Annotated in this window: 12 protein-coding genes; 7 read left to right on the top strand and 5 right to left on the bottom strand. The window is 73.5% G+C overall.

All coding sequences use genetic code 11. The annotated features are described in order from the left end of the window. Both I4I78_RS05250 and I4I78_RS05245 read right to left on the bottom strand, forming a co-directional pair. On the bottom strand, nucleotides 1-306 hold a 306-nt coding region (locus tag I4I78_RS05250), incomplete at its 3' end, for a hypothetical protein (protein WP_218610045.1). An 833-nt stretch (nucleotides 307-1,139) separates the two neighbouring features. Further along, nucleotides 1,140-2,498, bottom strand: a complete 1,359-nt coding sequence (locus I4I78_RS05245) for an MFS transporter (RefSeq protein ID WP_218610039.1) — start codon at nucleotides 2,496-2,498, stop codon at nucleotides 1,140-1,142. Between the two features lie 85 nt (nucleotides 2,499-2,583). Here I4I78_RS05245 and I4I78_RS05240 point away from each other — a divergent pair, with 85 nt between their 5' ends. Continuing rightward, on the top strand, nucleotides 2,584-3,102 hold the full coding sequence (locus tag I4I78_RS05240; RefSeq protein WP_218610038.1) for a helix-turn-helix domain-containing protein: 519 nt from the start codon (nucleotides 2,584-2,586) through the stop codon (nucleotides 3,100-3,102). Between the two features lie 16 nt (nucleotides 3,103-3,118). On the opposite strand, the gene I4I78_RS05235 is transcribed toward I4I78_RS05240, so the two are convergent. Next, nucleotides 3,119-5,161 (bottom strand): NAD(+) synthase, encoded by a 2,043-nt coding sequence (locus tag I4I78_RS05235; protein WP_218610037.1) that lies wholly within the window; start codon nucleotides 5,159-5,161, stop codon nucleotides 3,119-3,121. 139 nt (nucleotides 5,162-5,300) lie between these two features. Between I4I78_RS05235 and I4I78_RS05230 the strand changes: the two genes are divergently transcribed. After that, the gene (locus I4I78_RS05230) at nucleotides 5,301-5,705 is read left to right on the top strand and encodes an NUDIX hydrolase (protein WP_218610036.1); all 405 of its coding nucleotides are present in this window, start codon (nucleotides 5,301-5,303) and stop codon (nucleotides 5,703-5,705) included. A gap of 52 nt (nucleotides 5,706-5,757) precedes the next feature. Here the strand turns inward: I4I78_RS05230 and I4I78_RS05225 are convergent, their stop codons facing one another. After that, nucleotides 5,758-7,461 (bottom strand): phosphatidylglycerol lysyltransferase domain-containing protein, encoded by a 1,704-nt coding sequence (locus I4I78_RS05225; protein ID WP_308251911.1) that lies wholly within the window; start codon nucleotides 7,459-7,461, stop codon nucleotides 5,758-5,760. A 394-nt stretch (nucleotides 7,462-7,855) separates the two neighbouring features. Here I4I78_RS05225 and I4I78_RS05220 point away from each other — a divergent pair, with 394 nt between their 5' ends. The 3 genes from I4I78_RS05220 to I4I78_RS05210 all read left to right on the top strand — a co-directional run bounded on the left by I4I78_RS05220 (nucleotide 7,856) and on the right by I4I78_RS05210 (nucleotide 10,775). Then, the gene (locus I4I78_RS05220; protein WP_218610035.1) at nucleotides 7,856-9,622 is read left to right on the top strand and encodes a chloride channel protein; all 1,767 of its coding nucleotides are present in this window, start codon (nucleotides 7,856-7,858) and stop codon (nucleotides 9,620-9,622) included. A gap of 100 nt (nucleotides 9,623-9,722) precedes the next feature. Beyond that, a complete protein-coding gene (locus tag I4I78_RS05215) occupies nucleotides 9,723-10,169 on the top strand; it encodes a CBS domain-containing protein (RefSeq protein ID WP_218610034.1) in 447 nt (148 codons plus the stop codon). 120 nt (nucleotides 10,170-10,289) lie between these two features. Next, a complete protein-coding gene (locus I4I78_RS05210; RefSeq protein WP_218610033.1) occupies nucleotides 10,290-10,775 on the top strand; it encodes a MarR family winged helix-turn-helix transcriptional regulator in 486 nt (161 codons plus the stop codon). Between the two features lie 303 nt (nucleotides 10,776-11,078). Here I4I78_RS05210 and I4I78_RS05205 read toward each other — a convergent pair whose 3' ends face one another. After that, a complete protein-coding gene (locus tag I4I78_RS05205) occupies nucleotides 11,079-11,414 on the bottom strand; it encodes a cupin domain-containing protein (RefSeq protein WP_218610032.1) in 336 nt (111 codons plus the stop codon). A gap of 602 nt (nucleotides 11,415-12,016) precedes the next feature. Between I4I78_RS05205 and I4I78_RS05200 the strand changes: the two genes are divergently transcribed. Both I4I78_RS05200 and I4I78_RS05195 read left to right on the top strand, forming a co-directional pair. Further along, nucleotides 12,017-12,817 (top strand): DUF2382 domain-containing protein, encoded by an 801-nt coding sequence (locus I4I78_RS05200; protein WP_218610031.1) that lies wholly within the window; start codon nucleotides 12,017-12,019, stop codon nucleotides 12,815-12,817. 175 nt (nucleotides 12,818-12,992) lie between these two features. Next, the gene (locus tag I4I78_RS05195) at nucleotides 12,993-13,763 is read left to right on the top strand and encodes a pirin-like bicupin family protein (protein WP_218610030.1); all 771 of its coding nucleotides are present in this window, start codon (nucleotides 12,993-12,995) and stop codon (nucleotides 13,761-13,763) included. Nucleotides 13,764-13,767: the final 4 nt, after the last annotated feature.

The following is a 13,767-nucleotide window of genomic DNA, read 5'->3' as shown; positions in this document are numbered from 1 at the left end:
GGAGTCGGTGACACCGGAGAGGTCCCGGGCCCGGCGGCGTCCGGCGACGGAGGGCTCCGAGTCCTGCCGGTCCGGACGGGGGGCCTGACCGACCGGCGCGCGTCCCGTGTCGCGGGTGCCCGGCAGGCCGCCGCCGTAGATGTGCTGTGCCTCCTCGGCGAGCTCGCGCGTCACGCACGGCCACGTCGCGCTGACGCCGGTGGCGTCCCGGCATTCCCGGCAGTACCCCTGCGCATCCGGCGTGTGCTCCTCGAGCGTCCGGCGCAGCAGATCGGGCATCTCGGACAGGATCGATGCGAGTGCCAAGACTCACCTCCAAGTCGATTGCGACGCACGCTAGTACTCGCGATCTTGTCCTGGACAGGGGGGCTTCGTCGTCGTCGGGCGGCCGGAAAACAGATCTGGAACGACCCGTGACCGGGTCGCCGGCGCGTGTTCCCCACCGATGTCGCGGCGGGCCGGCAATGCTCGCGATCCCGTTCCGTGGGGCGTGTCGCACAATTGCGGAACGGCGATCGCGCGCAGTTCCGGGGAGCCGTGGACGTCACGTCGGGCGCGGAGCTCCCGGAGCCGGGTCGACCGGTGCGGCCCGGGTGTGGGCGGGTGCTCCGCCGCGGCGTCGATCGCGCGGGCGGACCCGCACCGGCGGCCGCCGGGACCCCGCCGGCGCCGATCGGCCGGGGTCTGCGTGGGCGTCGTCGTCGCAGCGTGCGGACGGGTTCGGCGGGCCGGACCGCGCGCGGTGCGCGCCCGCGGACGGGCACCGCGCGGACCCGGCTGCGGCCGGACCGACCGGCCTGCGCCCCGCCGGACCCCGCCGGCCGGTCGTGGCCTCCATCGGATCGGACGACCGGCCGGCTCCCTCTCCCGGATCGGAACGGGCGACGGCGCGGGGTCGTCGGGCCCGCGCATTCGCGGAGCGGAAACGTCTACCCGGTCTACCGCGGGAGAATCCGTACGGACTCCTGCGCTGCCGTCGTCCGGCGGAACGCGGCCGTGATCCCGTCGTCATTCGCGACGATCTTGTAGGTGGTTCGGCGAGCGGTGTCGGAGCGGCGGCGAGAGGGGGCGCCCCGGTGTGGAGGGCACCGGAGCGCCACGCGCAGGACTGTCGGCGACCGGGGTCGGGACCGAACGGGTCAGGCCCGGACCGGGCTCCCCGCCGGCGCGCGACGGGTGCACGCCAGCACGACCCCGGCGCAGAGCACGGTCAGCACGGTGCAGACGACGACCGCGACGTCCCAGCCGGCGAGCAGTGTCTCCGGCGTCTCCGCCCCGGTCGGCGAGCTCAGCACCGACACCAACGTCACCCCGATCGCCGCGCCGAGGTAGCGGCTGCTGTTGTTGATCCCGCTGCCCATCCCGGCCCGGTTCGCCGGGACGCTCGCGACGGCCTCGCGGCCCAGCGTGGCGTTGACGACGCCGGTGCCCAGCCCGGCCACGACCAGCCCGGTCAGCACGAGCCACGGGCTCGAGTCCGGGCTCACCCACATCATCGGCACCAGTCCGGCCGCGACCACCACCAGCCCGGCGCCCAGGCGGATCGCACCGGTGACCTGTTCGCTGATCCGCCGGGTCAGCAGGGCGGTGACGATGCTCGTCCCGGACCAGCCGAGCAGCATCAGGGCCGCGAACACCGGGCCGTGCCCCTGACCGCGCTGCAGCACGACCGGCAGGAACGACGACACCGCGATCACCCCGAGGCCGCTGGCCAGGCTCGCGGTGGTGGCTGCGACGAGCCCCGGACTGCGGAACAGCCGCAGGGCGACCATCGGGTGCGACGAGCGTCGCTGCACGACGACGAACCCGGCGAGCAGCAGCGCCCCGGCGACGAGCAGCGCGATCGGGACCGGTCCGACCGGCAGCCGCCGGGCCTCGGTGAGCCCGGCCAGCAACGCCGAGAGCGCGGCCGCGAGCAGCACCATCCCCGGCAGGTCCACCGGGCGCGGCTCACCGGAGGTGGACTCGGTGAGCAGTGACCGGGCGGCGGCCGCCACGCCGAGCGCGGCGACGGCGATGAGCACGTAGAACACGCGCCAGTCGATCAGCGAGGAGAGCACCGGACCGGCCGCGATCCCCGCGGCCAATGCCGCACCCCACATCCCGGTGGCGCGGGCCCGCGCCGGCCCCGGCGGGATCGCGTGGCTGATCAGGGCGAGGCTGCAGGCGATCATCGCGGCGGCGCCGACGCCCTGCACGACCCGTCCGAGGACGAACACCGCCGTCCCGGGCGACGCCGCACCGGCCGCGGAGGCGACCGCCAGCACCACCGCGCCGAGCACGAACAGCCGTCGACGACCGTGCTCGTCGGCCAGGGTGCCGGCGGTGAGCAGCGCCGCGGTGAGCCCGAGGCTCATCGAGCTGAGGATCCAGGACTGTCCGGACGGCCCGGCTCCCAGGTCCGCCGAGATCGCCCGGAGGGTGGTCAGCGGTGCGGTGTAGGACACGAGTGCGAGCAGCGTGCCGAGTGCGGAGACGACGACGGTGCGGCGTTCCATGGGCGTCTCCCGAGGAGTTCGATGGTCGAACCGGACGGTAGCACGAGGTGGTTCGGTGATCGAACCGCGAGCGTAGGATGGCGCCATGCCGCTCGGATCCGACTACGCCTCGCAGGCCTGCTCGATGGCCCGCGCGCTCGAGGTCGTCGGCGAGCGCTGGACGTTGCTGATCCTGCGGGACTGCTTCTACGGCGTACGCCGGTTCACCGACCTGCACCGCCACCTGGGCGTGCCCAAGGCCGTGCTGGCCGCGCGCCTGGACGCGCTGACCGAGGCCGGCGTGCTGCGCCGGGAGGAGCCGGGCCCGGCCCGGGTCGAGTACGTGCTCACCGCGCGCGGTGCGGACCTGTGGCCGGTGCTGCACGCGCTCTACGGGTGGGGCGAGCGGCACACCACGGCCGTGCCCCGCCGCCGGATCTTCCGGCACGTGGGCTGCGACGCCGAGCTCGACGGCGCCGGCCGTTGCCCGGTCTGCGCGACGGCACCGGGGCCGGGCGAGGTGGAGGTGCACCCGGGCCCGGGCCTGGCCGGGGAGCCGGAGCCGACCGAGCCGGTCGGGCGGGCGCTGCTGGCTCCGCAACGCCTGCTCGAACCTCTGACCTGACTGCCGGGCCGGGTGCTCAGCCCTCCGGCACCTCGCGGCGGATCTCGTCGAGCCAGATCCGCGCGGACATGTCCGAGGGCGCGCGCCAGTCCCCGCGCGGCGAGAGCGCGCCGGTCGGCGAGACCTTCGGCCCGTTCGGCAGGGCCGAGCGCTTGAACTGGCTGAACGAGAAGAACCGCTGCGCGAACACCTCCAGCCAGCGCCGGATCTCGGCGGGGGAGTACTCGGGGCGCCGGTCGTCCGGGAACCCCGGCGGCCACTGCCCGGCGGAGGCGTCCGACCAGGCGTGCCCGGCCAGGAACGCGATCTTCGACGGCCGGAAGCCGTGCCGGAGCACGTAGTGCAACGTGAAGTCCTGCAGCGCGTACGGGCCGATCTTGGCCTCGCTCGACTGCACCTGCTCGCCGTCGGTGGTGGGCACCAGCTCCGGGGTGATCTCGGTGTCGAGCACCGATCGCAGGACGGCGCTGACGTCGTCGTCGAACTGCCCGGAGCCGGCCACCCAGCGGATCAGGTGCTGGATCAGCGTCTTCGGGACGCCGCCGTTGACGTTGTAGTGCGACATCTGGTCGCCGACGCCGTAGGTCGACCAGCCCAGCGCCAGCTCGGACAGGTCGCCGGTGCCGAGCACGATGCCGCCGCGCTGGTTGGCGAGGCGGAACAGGTAGTCGGTGCGCAGGCCGGCCTGGACGTTCTCGAACGTGACGTCGTAGACGGCCTCCCCGCGGGAGAACGGGTGGTCGATCTCGGAGAGCATGGTCCGCGCCGTCGGCGTGATGTCGATGGTCTCGAGGGTGACGCCGAGGGCGTGCGAGAGGGCGATCGCGTTGTTCTTCGTGTGCTCGCCGGTCGCGAAGCCGGGCAGGGTGAACGCGAGGATGTCGCTTCGCGGGCGCTGCTCGCGGTCCATCGCCCGGGCGGCGACGATCAGCGCGTGCGTGGAGTCCAGCCCGCCGGACACCCCGATCACCACCTTCGGGCCACCGATCGCGCGCAGCCTCTGCTCCAGCCCGGAGACCTGGATCGAGTAGGCCTCGTAGCAGTCCTGCTCGAGCCGCTCCGGGTCTGCGGGCACGAACGGGAAGCGCTCGATCGAGCGCTTCAGACCGATGTCCCGGTCCGGCGGGTCGAGCACGAACTCGACCGTCCGGAAGCTGTCGACGCGCGCGGCGTGGGTGCGCCGGTTGTCGTCGAACGTGCCCATCCGGCGGCGCTCGGCGGCGATCAGGTCCAGGTCGACGTCGGCGACGGCCCGCTGCGCGCCCTTCGGGAACCGGTCCGACTCGGCCAGCTGCCCGCCGTTCTCGTAGATCATCGTCTGGCCGTCCCAGGCGACGTCGGTGGTCGACTCGCCCTCCCCGGCCGCGGCGTAGACGTAGGCGGCCAGGCAGCGCGAGGACGCCGAGCGGCACAGCAGCCGTCGCTGGTCGGCCCGCCCGATGGTGATCGGGCTGCCGGAGATGTTCGCCAGCACCGTCGCCCCGGCCAGCGCCGCCTCCGCGCTCGGCGGGATCGGCACCCAGAAGTCCTCACAGACCTCGGCGTGCAGCACGAACCCCGGGAGGTCGGTGGCGGCGAAGAGCAGGTCCGGGCCGAACGGGACCTCGGTCCCCCCGATCCGGATCGTGCCGCGCTGGTCGTCGCCCGGGGCGACCTGGCGGTGCTCGTAGAACTCCCGGTAGGTCGGCAGGTACGACTTCGGCGCCACCCCGAGGATCCGCCCCCGGTGGATCACCACCGCGCCGTTGTAGATGCGGTGCCGGTGCCGCAGCGGGGCACCGACGACGAGCACCGGCAGCAGGTCCGCGGTGGCCGCGGCCAGCGCGACGAGCTCGTCGGAGACGGCGTCGAGCAACGTGTCCTGCATCAGGACGTCCTCGATGGAGTACCCGGACAGCGTGAGCTCCGGGAACACGACCAGCCCGACGCCGTCGGCGTGGCACTCGCGCGCCGTGGTCAGCACCGAGGCGGCGTTCGCGGCCGGGTCGGCCATCTCCGTGCGGATCGTGGCGGCGGCGACGCGCAGGAAGTGGTGGCGGTAGGCGGAGTGGAAGCTCATCGGGAACCTTCTGCTGCGGCGGGCAATCCGCCCGCAGTCTGCCGCACCTGATCAGGTCCCCGCGCGACGCGGCCGAGGCCGGACGCAGGACGCATCGGTGCCGCGTCGGGAAACCCGGCGCCTCGCCTACGCTCCGACGATGCCGGAGGTGCGGGTCGGGGTCGCGGCCGTCGTGGAGGACTCGGGCCGGTGGCTGGTGCTGCGCCGGGCCGGCGCGCACGGCGCCGGGACGTGGGGCCTGCCCGGCGGCCATCAGGAGTTCGGCGAGTCCCCGGAGGCGACGGCGGCGCGCGAGGTGGCCGAGGAGACCGGGCTGAGGGTGGAGGCCACCGCCCGCCTCGGCTTCACCGACGACCCGATGCCCGAGGCCGGCCGGCACTACGTGACGCTGTTCCTGGCCTGCGCCGTGCTCGCCGGCACGGCGGCCGTCCGGGAGCCGGACAGGGCCACCGACCTGGCCTGGCTCACCCCGGCCGCGCTGCGCGCCCGCGACGACCTGTTCGCGCCCCTGCGCCGGTTCCTGGACGAGCACCCGGACGCCTGAGCAGCCGGAGACGCCTGATTAGCCGGAGACGCCTGCGCAGCCGCGCGTCCGCTCAGCGGCGCAGGACCCGCAGCAGGGCCGACGGGCGCCCGCCGAAGCCCTCGGCCTCCAGCACCACGAACAGGATCCGCGGCAGGTCGCGCACCGCCGGGAACATGATGTAGCGCGGCGTCCACTCGGGCCGGAACTTCGCGTTGAAGCGGTACAGCGAGTCGATCTGCCACCAGCGCGACGCGATCCGCAGCAGCCGCGCCCAGGACCGCGCCACCGGACCGGCGCCGATCCGTTCCCCGCGCTCGAGCGCGGAGCGGAACACCGCGAAGTTCAGCGACACCCGGCGCACGCCCAGCCGCGGCGCGGCCGCCATCAGCTCGGCGATCAGCAGCTCGTTGACGCCGTTGTCGGCATCGGCGGCGCGCACCATCAGGTCCAGCGACAGACCGTCCGGCCCCCACGGGACGAGCTGGAGCAGGCCGCACGGTGCGCCGTCGCGGTCGGCGGTGACCAGCACCGTCTGCGGGTCGGCCGGGTCCGCGACCCGGGACAGCGCCATCGAGTAGCCGCGCTCGACAGGGGCGTCGGCGGAACGGGAACCGGTGCCGCACTCGTCGGCGCGCCAGCGGTGTGCGCGCGCGGCGATCGCGGCGCGCTCGGGCTCGTCGAGGTCGCACAGGCGGTGGACGACGGCGGTGTGCCCGGCCCGGTTCATCCGGTTGACGGCCTGGCGCACGCTGCGCATCGGCCGCCCGTCCAGGGAGAAAGTGGCGGAGTCGAGCACCGCCTCGTCGCCGAGCTCGAGCGCGTCCAGCCCCGCCTTCGCCCACGCCGTGGCGCCCCGCTCCGAGCACCCGAGGACGGCCGGCGACCAGGCGTTCTGCAGGCAGGCCTCGAGGAACGCCTCGATCGCGCCGGGCCAGGCGCCGACGTCGCCGACCGGGTCGCCGGAGGCCAGCGCCACCCCGGCCAGCACCCGGTAGGACACCGCGGACCTGCCGCCGGGGGAGAACACCGCGCCCTTGTCCCGGCGCAGCGCGAAGTAGCCCAGGGAGTCTCCGCCGCGGGCCAGCAGGGCGCGCAGCCGCTCCTCGTCGTCGGGCGTGAGGCTCGGCCGCGGCTCGGGGGAACGCAGCAGGTGATAGCCGGCGACGACGATCGCGACGACGCCGAACGTCAGGCCGATGGTGGCCGTCAGGTCGTCGAGCCAGGCGGCCCGGAAACCGATCGGGCCGGACACCCCGACGAGCGACAGCGCGGAGTGCGCGGCCTCCTGCCCCCACCCCGGCCGGCCCTCCAGGCGCCGGTGGTTGAGCGCCAGCAGGACCCAGACCAGTACGAAGCCGGACAGGGCGAACTCCGCGAGGGTGCGGACCGCGCGGCCCAGACCGCCGGGGTCCTGCCGGGCCACGAAGTAGCGCCGGGTCAGGTAGAGCGCGACCAGCAGCGCGACGGTGGCGACCGTGGCGACGAGCCCGCGGCGCTCGTCGACCACGTGCAGCAGGTTGACCACGGTCAGCCCCGCGGTGGTGACGACGGCCAGCCACCACGCGCGCTGCTTGCGCCGGCGCAGCCCGGTGGCCAGCAGCAGCACCGCCACGCCCGCGACCAGGGTCAGGACCGTGCCGGCCAGGCCGACCGAGGGCGGCAGCCCGAGCGAGCTGCGCAGCTCGCCACCGAACATCCGGCGCGGCGCGGGCAGGACGGCGGTGGCGATCGTGAACAGCGCGACCAGCCGCGCGAACCAGACGACCGCGCGCACGGTGGCTGCGATCGAGGACCGCCGGCGCCGGGCTTCCGGGTCGGGGACGACGGACGACGCGCGCGCGGACCGCTGTTCGCCGGGGTCGGTACCCGTCGTCCCGGGCCGGTTCACCACGGTGCGCCCACGACGGCGGCCGTCGGGTCGGACGGGATCGTGGCGATGTCGACGCCGAGCACCGGGCAACGATGTCACGCCCCGGTCGTGGCACCGAGCGCGGCCGGACACCTGCCCGGCGGGACGCGGAAGGCACTCCGTCCGGGAAAAGTGTGCTGTATCGCATTGATTGCGCCCTGCAACGGCAGTCGCGGAGGATGCGTCCGTGTCTCACGGAGCGACTGACGTAGCGGCGTCGGCCAGGCCGGGCCTGGGCGATTTCACGCTGACCCCGAGGGTGCTGGTCACGATCGCCTGCGCGATCCCGATCGGAGCGCTGGGCGCGCTCGCGGCGTGGGCGCTGCTGAGTCTGATCGGGCTGATCACGAACCTGGTGTTCTTCGGGCGTGTGTCCACCGAGCTGGTGGCGCCGGGCTCGGTGGATCACCCGGCGTGGCTGGTCCTGCTCGCCCCGGTCGTCGGTGGGCTGGTGATCGGGCTGATGGCCCGCTACGGCTCGGAGAAGATCCGCGGGCACGGCATGCCGGAGGCGATCGAGGCGATCCTGATGCGGCGCAGCCGGGTCGAGCCGCGGGTCGCGGTGCTCAAGCCGGTCTCCGCTGCGGTGAGCATCGGCAGCGGCGGCCCGTTCGGGGCGGAGGGCCCGATCATCATGACCGGGGGCGCGATCGGGTCGATCCTGGCCCAGCACCTGCACCTGTCGGCCGACGAGCGCAAGGCGCTGATGGTCTCCGGTGCAGCAGCGGGGATGGCCGCGACGTTCAACGCGCCGCTGGCGTCGGTCCTGCTGGCGGTGGAGCTGCTGCTGTTCGAGTGGCGGCCCCGCAGCTTCCTGCCGGTCTCGGCGGCGGTCGCGGTCGCGGTGATCCTGCGCGCGCCGCTGCTGGGATCCGAGCCGATCTTCCCGGTGTCGATGTCCGGGGCCGGGGTCGATCCGTGGGTGGACCTGCTGTGCGTGCTGGCCGGCGTGCTCGGCGGTCTGCTCGCGGTCGTGGTGACGGCGCTGGTCTACTTCTCCGAGGACACGTTCGCGCGGCTGCCGATCCACTGGATGTGGTGGCCCGCGATCGGCGGTCTGATCATCGGCGTCGGCGGCCTGTTCGTGCCGCGCGCGCTCGGCGTCGGCTACGACGTGATCGACGAGCTGCTCACCGGACGGGCGACGATCTCCCTGATCATCGGGATTCTGGTGGTGAAGAGCCTGATCTGGGGGTTGTCGTTGGGCTCGGGCACCTCCGGCGGGGTGCTGGCGCCGGTATTCATGATCGGTGCAGCGCTGGGCGCGCTGGAGGGGCTGGTGTTCCCGTCGTCGGTCTCGCCCGGGTTCTGGGCGCTGTGCGGTCTGGCGGCCGTGGTCGGCGGCGTGATGCGCTCGCCCCTGACCGGGGTGGTGTTCTCCCTCGAGCTCACCCACGCCTGGCCGGCCCTGCTACCGCTGATGATCGCCTCGGCGTCGGCCTACGGTGTCTCCGCGCTGCTGCTGCGCCGGTCGGTGCTCACCGAGAAGATCGCCCGCCGGGGCTATCACCTGTCCCGCGAGTACGACGTGGATCCGCTCGAGGTGCTGCTCACCGATGAGGTCATGCACCCCACCCCGGTCACACTCGGGATCGCCGACCCACTGCCGGTGCCCGTGTCGGTGACCGGCTCCGTGCTCGCACGCCGCCACGGCCCGGCACACGATCTGGCGCCGCTGCAGCGGCTGTTCCCGGTCCTCGATACCGCGGAGCGGCTCGTGGGCGTCGTCCCGCGCCAGCACCTCGTCCACCCACCGGCAGGCGCAAACACGGTCGAGTCGTTGCTGGTCGCGGAACCGCTGGTGGTCCGCGCCGACGACACGCTGCGCGCGGTGGCCTCGCGGTTCGCCCAGGCCGCGGTCAGCGCGGCTCCCGTTCTGGATCGCGAGGACCCGACCCGGCTGGCCGGGCTGATCACTGCCGAGCACCTGCTCGACGGGCGCCTGCGTGACCTGGCCGAGGAACACCACCGGGAACGCCCGTTCGGCCCGCGGCGGTGGCCGAAGGCGCCCCGGGTACGCGGCTGAGCGGTGTGCGGCGGGCCGCATCGAGCCTCCCGATTTGCGTGCGCATGTGCAATCATTGCCCTGGCCACTGTGGGGGCGAGCGGGACGGCGGGAGAGGTCGATGACGGCGAAGACGGTCGAGACGGTGCTCGCAGGCAAGGGCCGGGAGGTGGTCACGGCGTGGTCGTGGTCGACGATCGCCGAGGCGAGTGCCTTGCTGGCCGGGCCGCCGAGGATCGGGGCGTTGGTCGTGCTGGACCAGGCCCGTGAGGTGGCCGGGATGCTCACCGAGGGCGACATCGTGCGGGGGCTGCTCCAGCACGGCGGCGGCCTGGGGGCGGTGACGGTGGAGTCGTTGATGGCGCACCGGGTGCCCACCTGCGCCCCGTCCGACGAGCTGACGTCGGTGATGGACACGATGACCGCCTGGCGGTTCCGACACCTGCCGGTGGTGCGCGCGGGCGAGCTGTCCGGGCTGATCAGTATCGGTGACGTGGTGCGGTCGCTGCTCGCCGACGCCAAGCTCGAGGTGGCGGTCCTGCGTGACGTGGTGATCTCCCGGACCTGAGGGGCGGGAACGGGCCCGTATACGTTGGTGCGCGACGGCGCCCGCCCGGAACCGGGCGCGCACGACACGGACACCGGAACGGCCGGTGACGCCGCGATCCGCGGGGGGAGGGGAACAGGCATGTCCACCGAGGCTCCAGCGGAGGACGCGATCGTGGAGTCGGTGCTGGCCGCCGCCAGGGTGCTGGTCGCCCTGAGCGCACGGTCGGTCGCCGAGTCGCCCGACGCGGTGACCCTGCCCCAGTTGCGGGTGCTGGTCATGTTGGCCAGCCAGCCCTCGATGAACCTCAACGGTGTCGCGGCTCGGCTCGGCGTGCACCCGTCGAACGCCACCCGCGCCGTGGACCGGCTGGTCGCCGCCGACCTGATCGACCGCCGCGACGACCCCTCGGACCGCCGTAATCTGCTCCTCGAGCTCACCCCCGCCGGGCACGCGCTGGTCCACGACGTCATGCAGAGCCGTCGTAACACGATCTCCGAGATCCTCGAGCAGATGTCGCCCGAGGCGCGTCAACAGTTCGGCGCCGGTGCCGCCGCGTTCGCCGCCGCAGGTGGCGAGTTCCCGTCGACCGCTGCCTGGTCTCTCGGCTGGACGACCACCTCGTGACCGGGTAGGTCGCGACAGCCGCCGCGGCGGAACAGCCGGACGAACTCCGGATCCTCCCTTCTTCGGTCCTTCGGCGATCTCGCGCGGCAGACGTCGATCTCGAGGCGCCGACATCGCGTCTTCCTGTCCCAGCGGACGTGCGTCGGACGCCGCCCCGACCGGGACGACGTCCGACAGCCCGGGCCACCGGTTTACCAGGCGTGCACCGTGGCGCCGTATGGGTGGGGTCTCGGCGGCACCGGTCGCCGGTACTCCTCCCGACCTCACGATCACAAGAGCGGCGACGGGCACCGGGTGGCGTGTTCAGCCCTGTTTTCCGACGGTGAGCAGCACCGCGGAGTCCTCGATCGCGTCGAGACTGTGCCGGGCGGCGGGCACGGTGAGCAGGTCCCCCGGGGATCCTTCCCAGCTGTCGTCGCCTGCGCGTAGGCGCACCCGTCCGTGCAGGACGTGCACGGTCGCGTCGCCGGGGCTGTCGTGCTCGTCGAGGCCGTAGCCGGCGGCGAGCGCGATCAGGGTCTGGCGCAGGACGTGCTCGTTCCCGCCGAACACGGTGTGCGCGCTCCGCCCGCTGGACGCGGCCCGGGCCAGTTCCAGCTGTCCGCGGGCGAGTGCGGTCAATGAGGCCTTCTGTGACACGTGGCGTGCACCTTCCGAACGAGGGAAGTCAGCGGTGGTGGAGGGCCGAGGTCCGGCGCCGCCAGCGTAGGCGAGAGGACTGCGACGAAGACCGAGACGACGCTCGCCCCACGGGTCGACGTCCGCCGGGGCACGGGTGCCGGTCGCGTCCGAGATGGACCGCCACGACGGGGACACCGCGGTCCGGATCGCCAACCGGCACGCCGCGCTGCACGCGGCGGGGGTGCAACCCGGGCGGCAGGTCGAGCTGCCGGAGGCGCCGTTCCTGCACCTGTTCGTCCCGCGCGGCGAGGTCGTGCTGGAGGCCGCCGGGCCGCCGGCGGCCGGCGACGCCGTGGGGTTCACCGCGACCGGGGACAGGGCGACGGCGGGCGGGCACATGCCCCGCGACGTGGTCGGGCAAACCCGACGACCAGCGGTCGCACGGCCCGGGTTCCCGGTCACCGTGCGTCGTGCGGACGCCTGCCCCCGGTCCCCCGCCCGGACCACGGTCCTCCCTCGATGGGCTTGCCGGACAGGAATCCCGTGTATCGGGCGCCGGTCGCGTCGACCCTGGCTGTGTCAGCGATCACGAGTACATCGACCACGGAGGCTGAACAGAAATGATCACCGAGAAGATGACCCGCGAGCTGATCGGCCGGCAGGCCTACGACGCCCGGGGCGAGAAGGTCGGCAAGATCGGCCAGATCTACCTCGACGAGCGCAGCGGCACTCCGACCTGGGCCACGGTCAACACCGGCCTGTTCGGCATGAAGGAGAGCTTCGTGCCGCTCGACGGCGCCGACGTCAAGGGTGACGACGTCGCGCTCGGCGTGCAGAAGGACGCGGTCAAGGACGCGCCGCACGTCGGCCAGACCTCGGAGCACCTGTCCGGCCGCGAGGAGGACGAGCTGCGCCGTCACTACGACGTCTCCGGCGATCGCACCGCGACCGGCGACGGCAACGGCCGGGCCGCAGCCGGGGACGCCCGCGGTACCCGCGAGGACACCCGCGACCACGACCGCGCCGACAACGGCTCGATGACCCGCCACGAGGAGCGCCTGCGCGTCGGCACCGAGTCCGAGGAGACCGGCAAGGTCCGGCTGCGCAAGTACGTCGTGACCGAGGACCAGCAGGTCACCGTGCCGGTGAGCCACGAGGAGGTGCGGCTCGAGCGCGAGCCGATCGCCGACGGCACTCCGGCGGCCGGGAACGCGAAGATCGGTGAGGACGCCCACGAGGTGACGCTGCACGCCGAGCGCCCGGTCGTGGACAAGTCCACCGAGGCCGTCGAGAAGGTCCGCCTCGACACCCGGACCGTGACCGAGGACCACACGGTCTCGGACGAGGTCCGCAAGGAGCAGGTGGAGGTCGACGACCCGAACCACCAGGTGTCGGGCCGTGACGGGCGCGACAGGCACTGATCGACGTCTCGATCACGCCGGCCGGACCACCGGCCCCCACGCCGCCGGGCACGCATCGCGTGCCCGGCGGCGGACGTCTGTGCCCTGCCCCCGATCCGGGATAGTGGTCCGGGAATGACGGGACGCGCCGATCGGTTGTTGCGTCTGCAACTACTTGTCGAGAGGATCTGAGTCGATGACCGAGACGACGCCCGCCCCCCGGGTCGACGTCCGCCGCGCTGCCGACCGCTTCGCGACGGCGATCCCGTGGCTGGACTCGCACCACTCGTTCTCCTTCGGTGGGCACTACGACCCGGCCAACACCCACCACGGCCTGCTGATGGTGAACAACGACGACGTCGTCACGGCCGGTCAGGGCTTCGACACCCACCCGCACCGGGACATGGAGATCGTCACCTGGGTGCTGCAGGGTTCGCTGGTGCACCAGGACTCCACCGGTCACTCCGGTGTCATCTACCCCGGGCTGGCCCAGCGGATGAGCGCGGGCACCGGGATCCTGCACTCGGAGAAGAACGACTCCTGGCGCCTGCAGGGCGGTGACACCCACACCGACCCGGTGCACTTCGTGCAGATGTGGGTCCTGCCCGACTCCGGCGGCGTCACTCCCGGCTACGAGCAGCGCGAGATCGACGACGAGCTGCTCTCCGGGGCGCTGGTGCCGGTCGCGTCCGGGATGGAGCGCCACGACGGGGACACCGCGATCCGGATCGCCAACCGGCACGCCGCGCTGCACGCGGCGCGGCTGCGGCCCGGGCAGCAGGTCGAGCTGCCGCAGGCGCCGTTCCTGCACCTGTTCGTCCCGCGCGGCGAGGTCGTGCTGGAGGGCGCCGGGCCGCTGGCGGCCGGCGACGCCGTCCGGTTCACCGCGACCGGGGGACAGAAGGTGACCGCGACCGAGGCCTCCGAGATCCTGGTCTGGGAGATGCACGCCACCATCGGCGGTTGAGCCG

Source organism: Pseudonocardia sp. KRD291 (assembly GCF_019263595.1).
Taxonomy (GTDB): Bacteria; Actinomycetota; Actinomycetes; order Mycobacteriales; family Pseudonocardiaceae; genus Pseudonocardia.
This window is presented reverse-complemented; position numbering and strand designations above follow the sequence as displayed.

Excerpts from the sequence above, each read along its gene's own strand:
- I4I78_RS05230 (WP_218610036.1), top strand. The coding sequence starts at position 5,301 with ATGCCGGAGGTGCGGGTCGGGGTCGCGGCCGTCGTGGAGGACTCGGGC.
- I4I78_RS05210 (WP_218610033.1), top strand. The coding sequence starts at position 10,290 with ATGTCCACCGAGGCTCCAGCGGAGGACGCGATCGTGGAGTCGGTGCTG.
- I4I78_RS05245 (WP_218610039.1), bottom strand. The coding sequence starts at position 2,498 with ATGGAACGCCGCACCGTCGTCGTCTCCGCACTCGGCACGCTGCTCGCA.
- I4I78_RS05215 (WP_218610034.1), top strand. The coding sequence starts at position 9,723 with ATGACGGCGAAGACGGTCGAGACGGTGCTCGCAGGCAAGGGCCGGGAG.
- I4I78_RS05200 (WP_218610031.1), top strand. The coding sequence starts at position 12,017 with ATGATCACCGAGAAGATGACCCGCGAGCTGATCGGCCGGCAGGCCTAC.
- I4I78_RS05195 (WP_218610030.1), top strand. The coding sequence starts at position 12,993 with ATGACCGAGACGACGCCCGCCCCCCGGGTCGACGTCCGCCGCGCTGCC.
- I4I78_RS05235 (WP_218610037.1), bottom strand. The coding sequence starts at position 5,161 with ATGAGCTTCCACTCCGCCTACCGCCACCACTTCCTGCGCGTCGCCGCC.
- I4I78_RS05240 (WP_218610038.1), top strand. The coding sequence starts at position 2,584 with ATGCCGCTCGGATCCGACTACGCCTCGCAGGCCTGCTCGATGGCCCGC.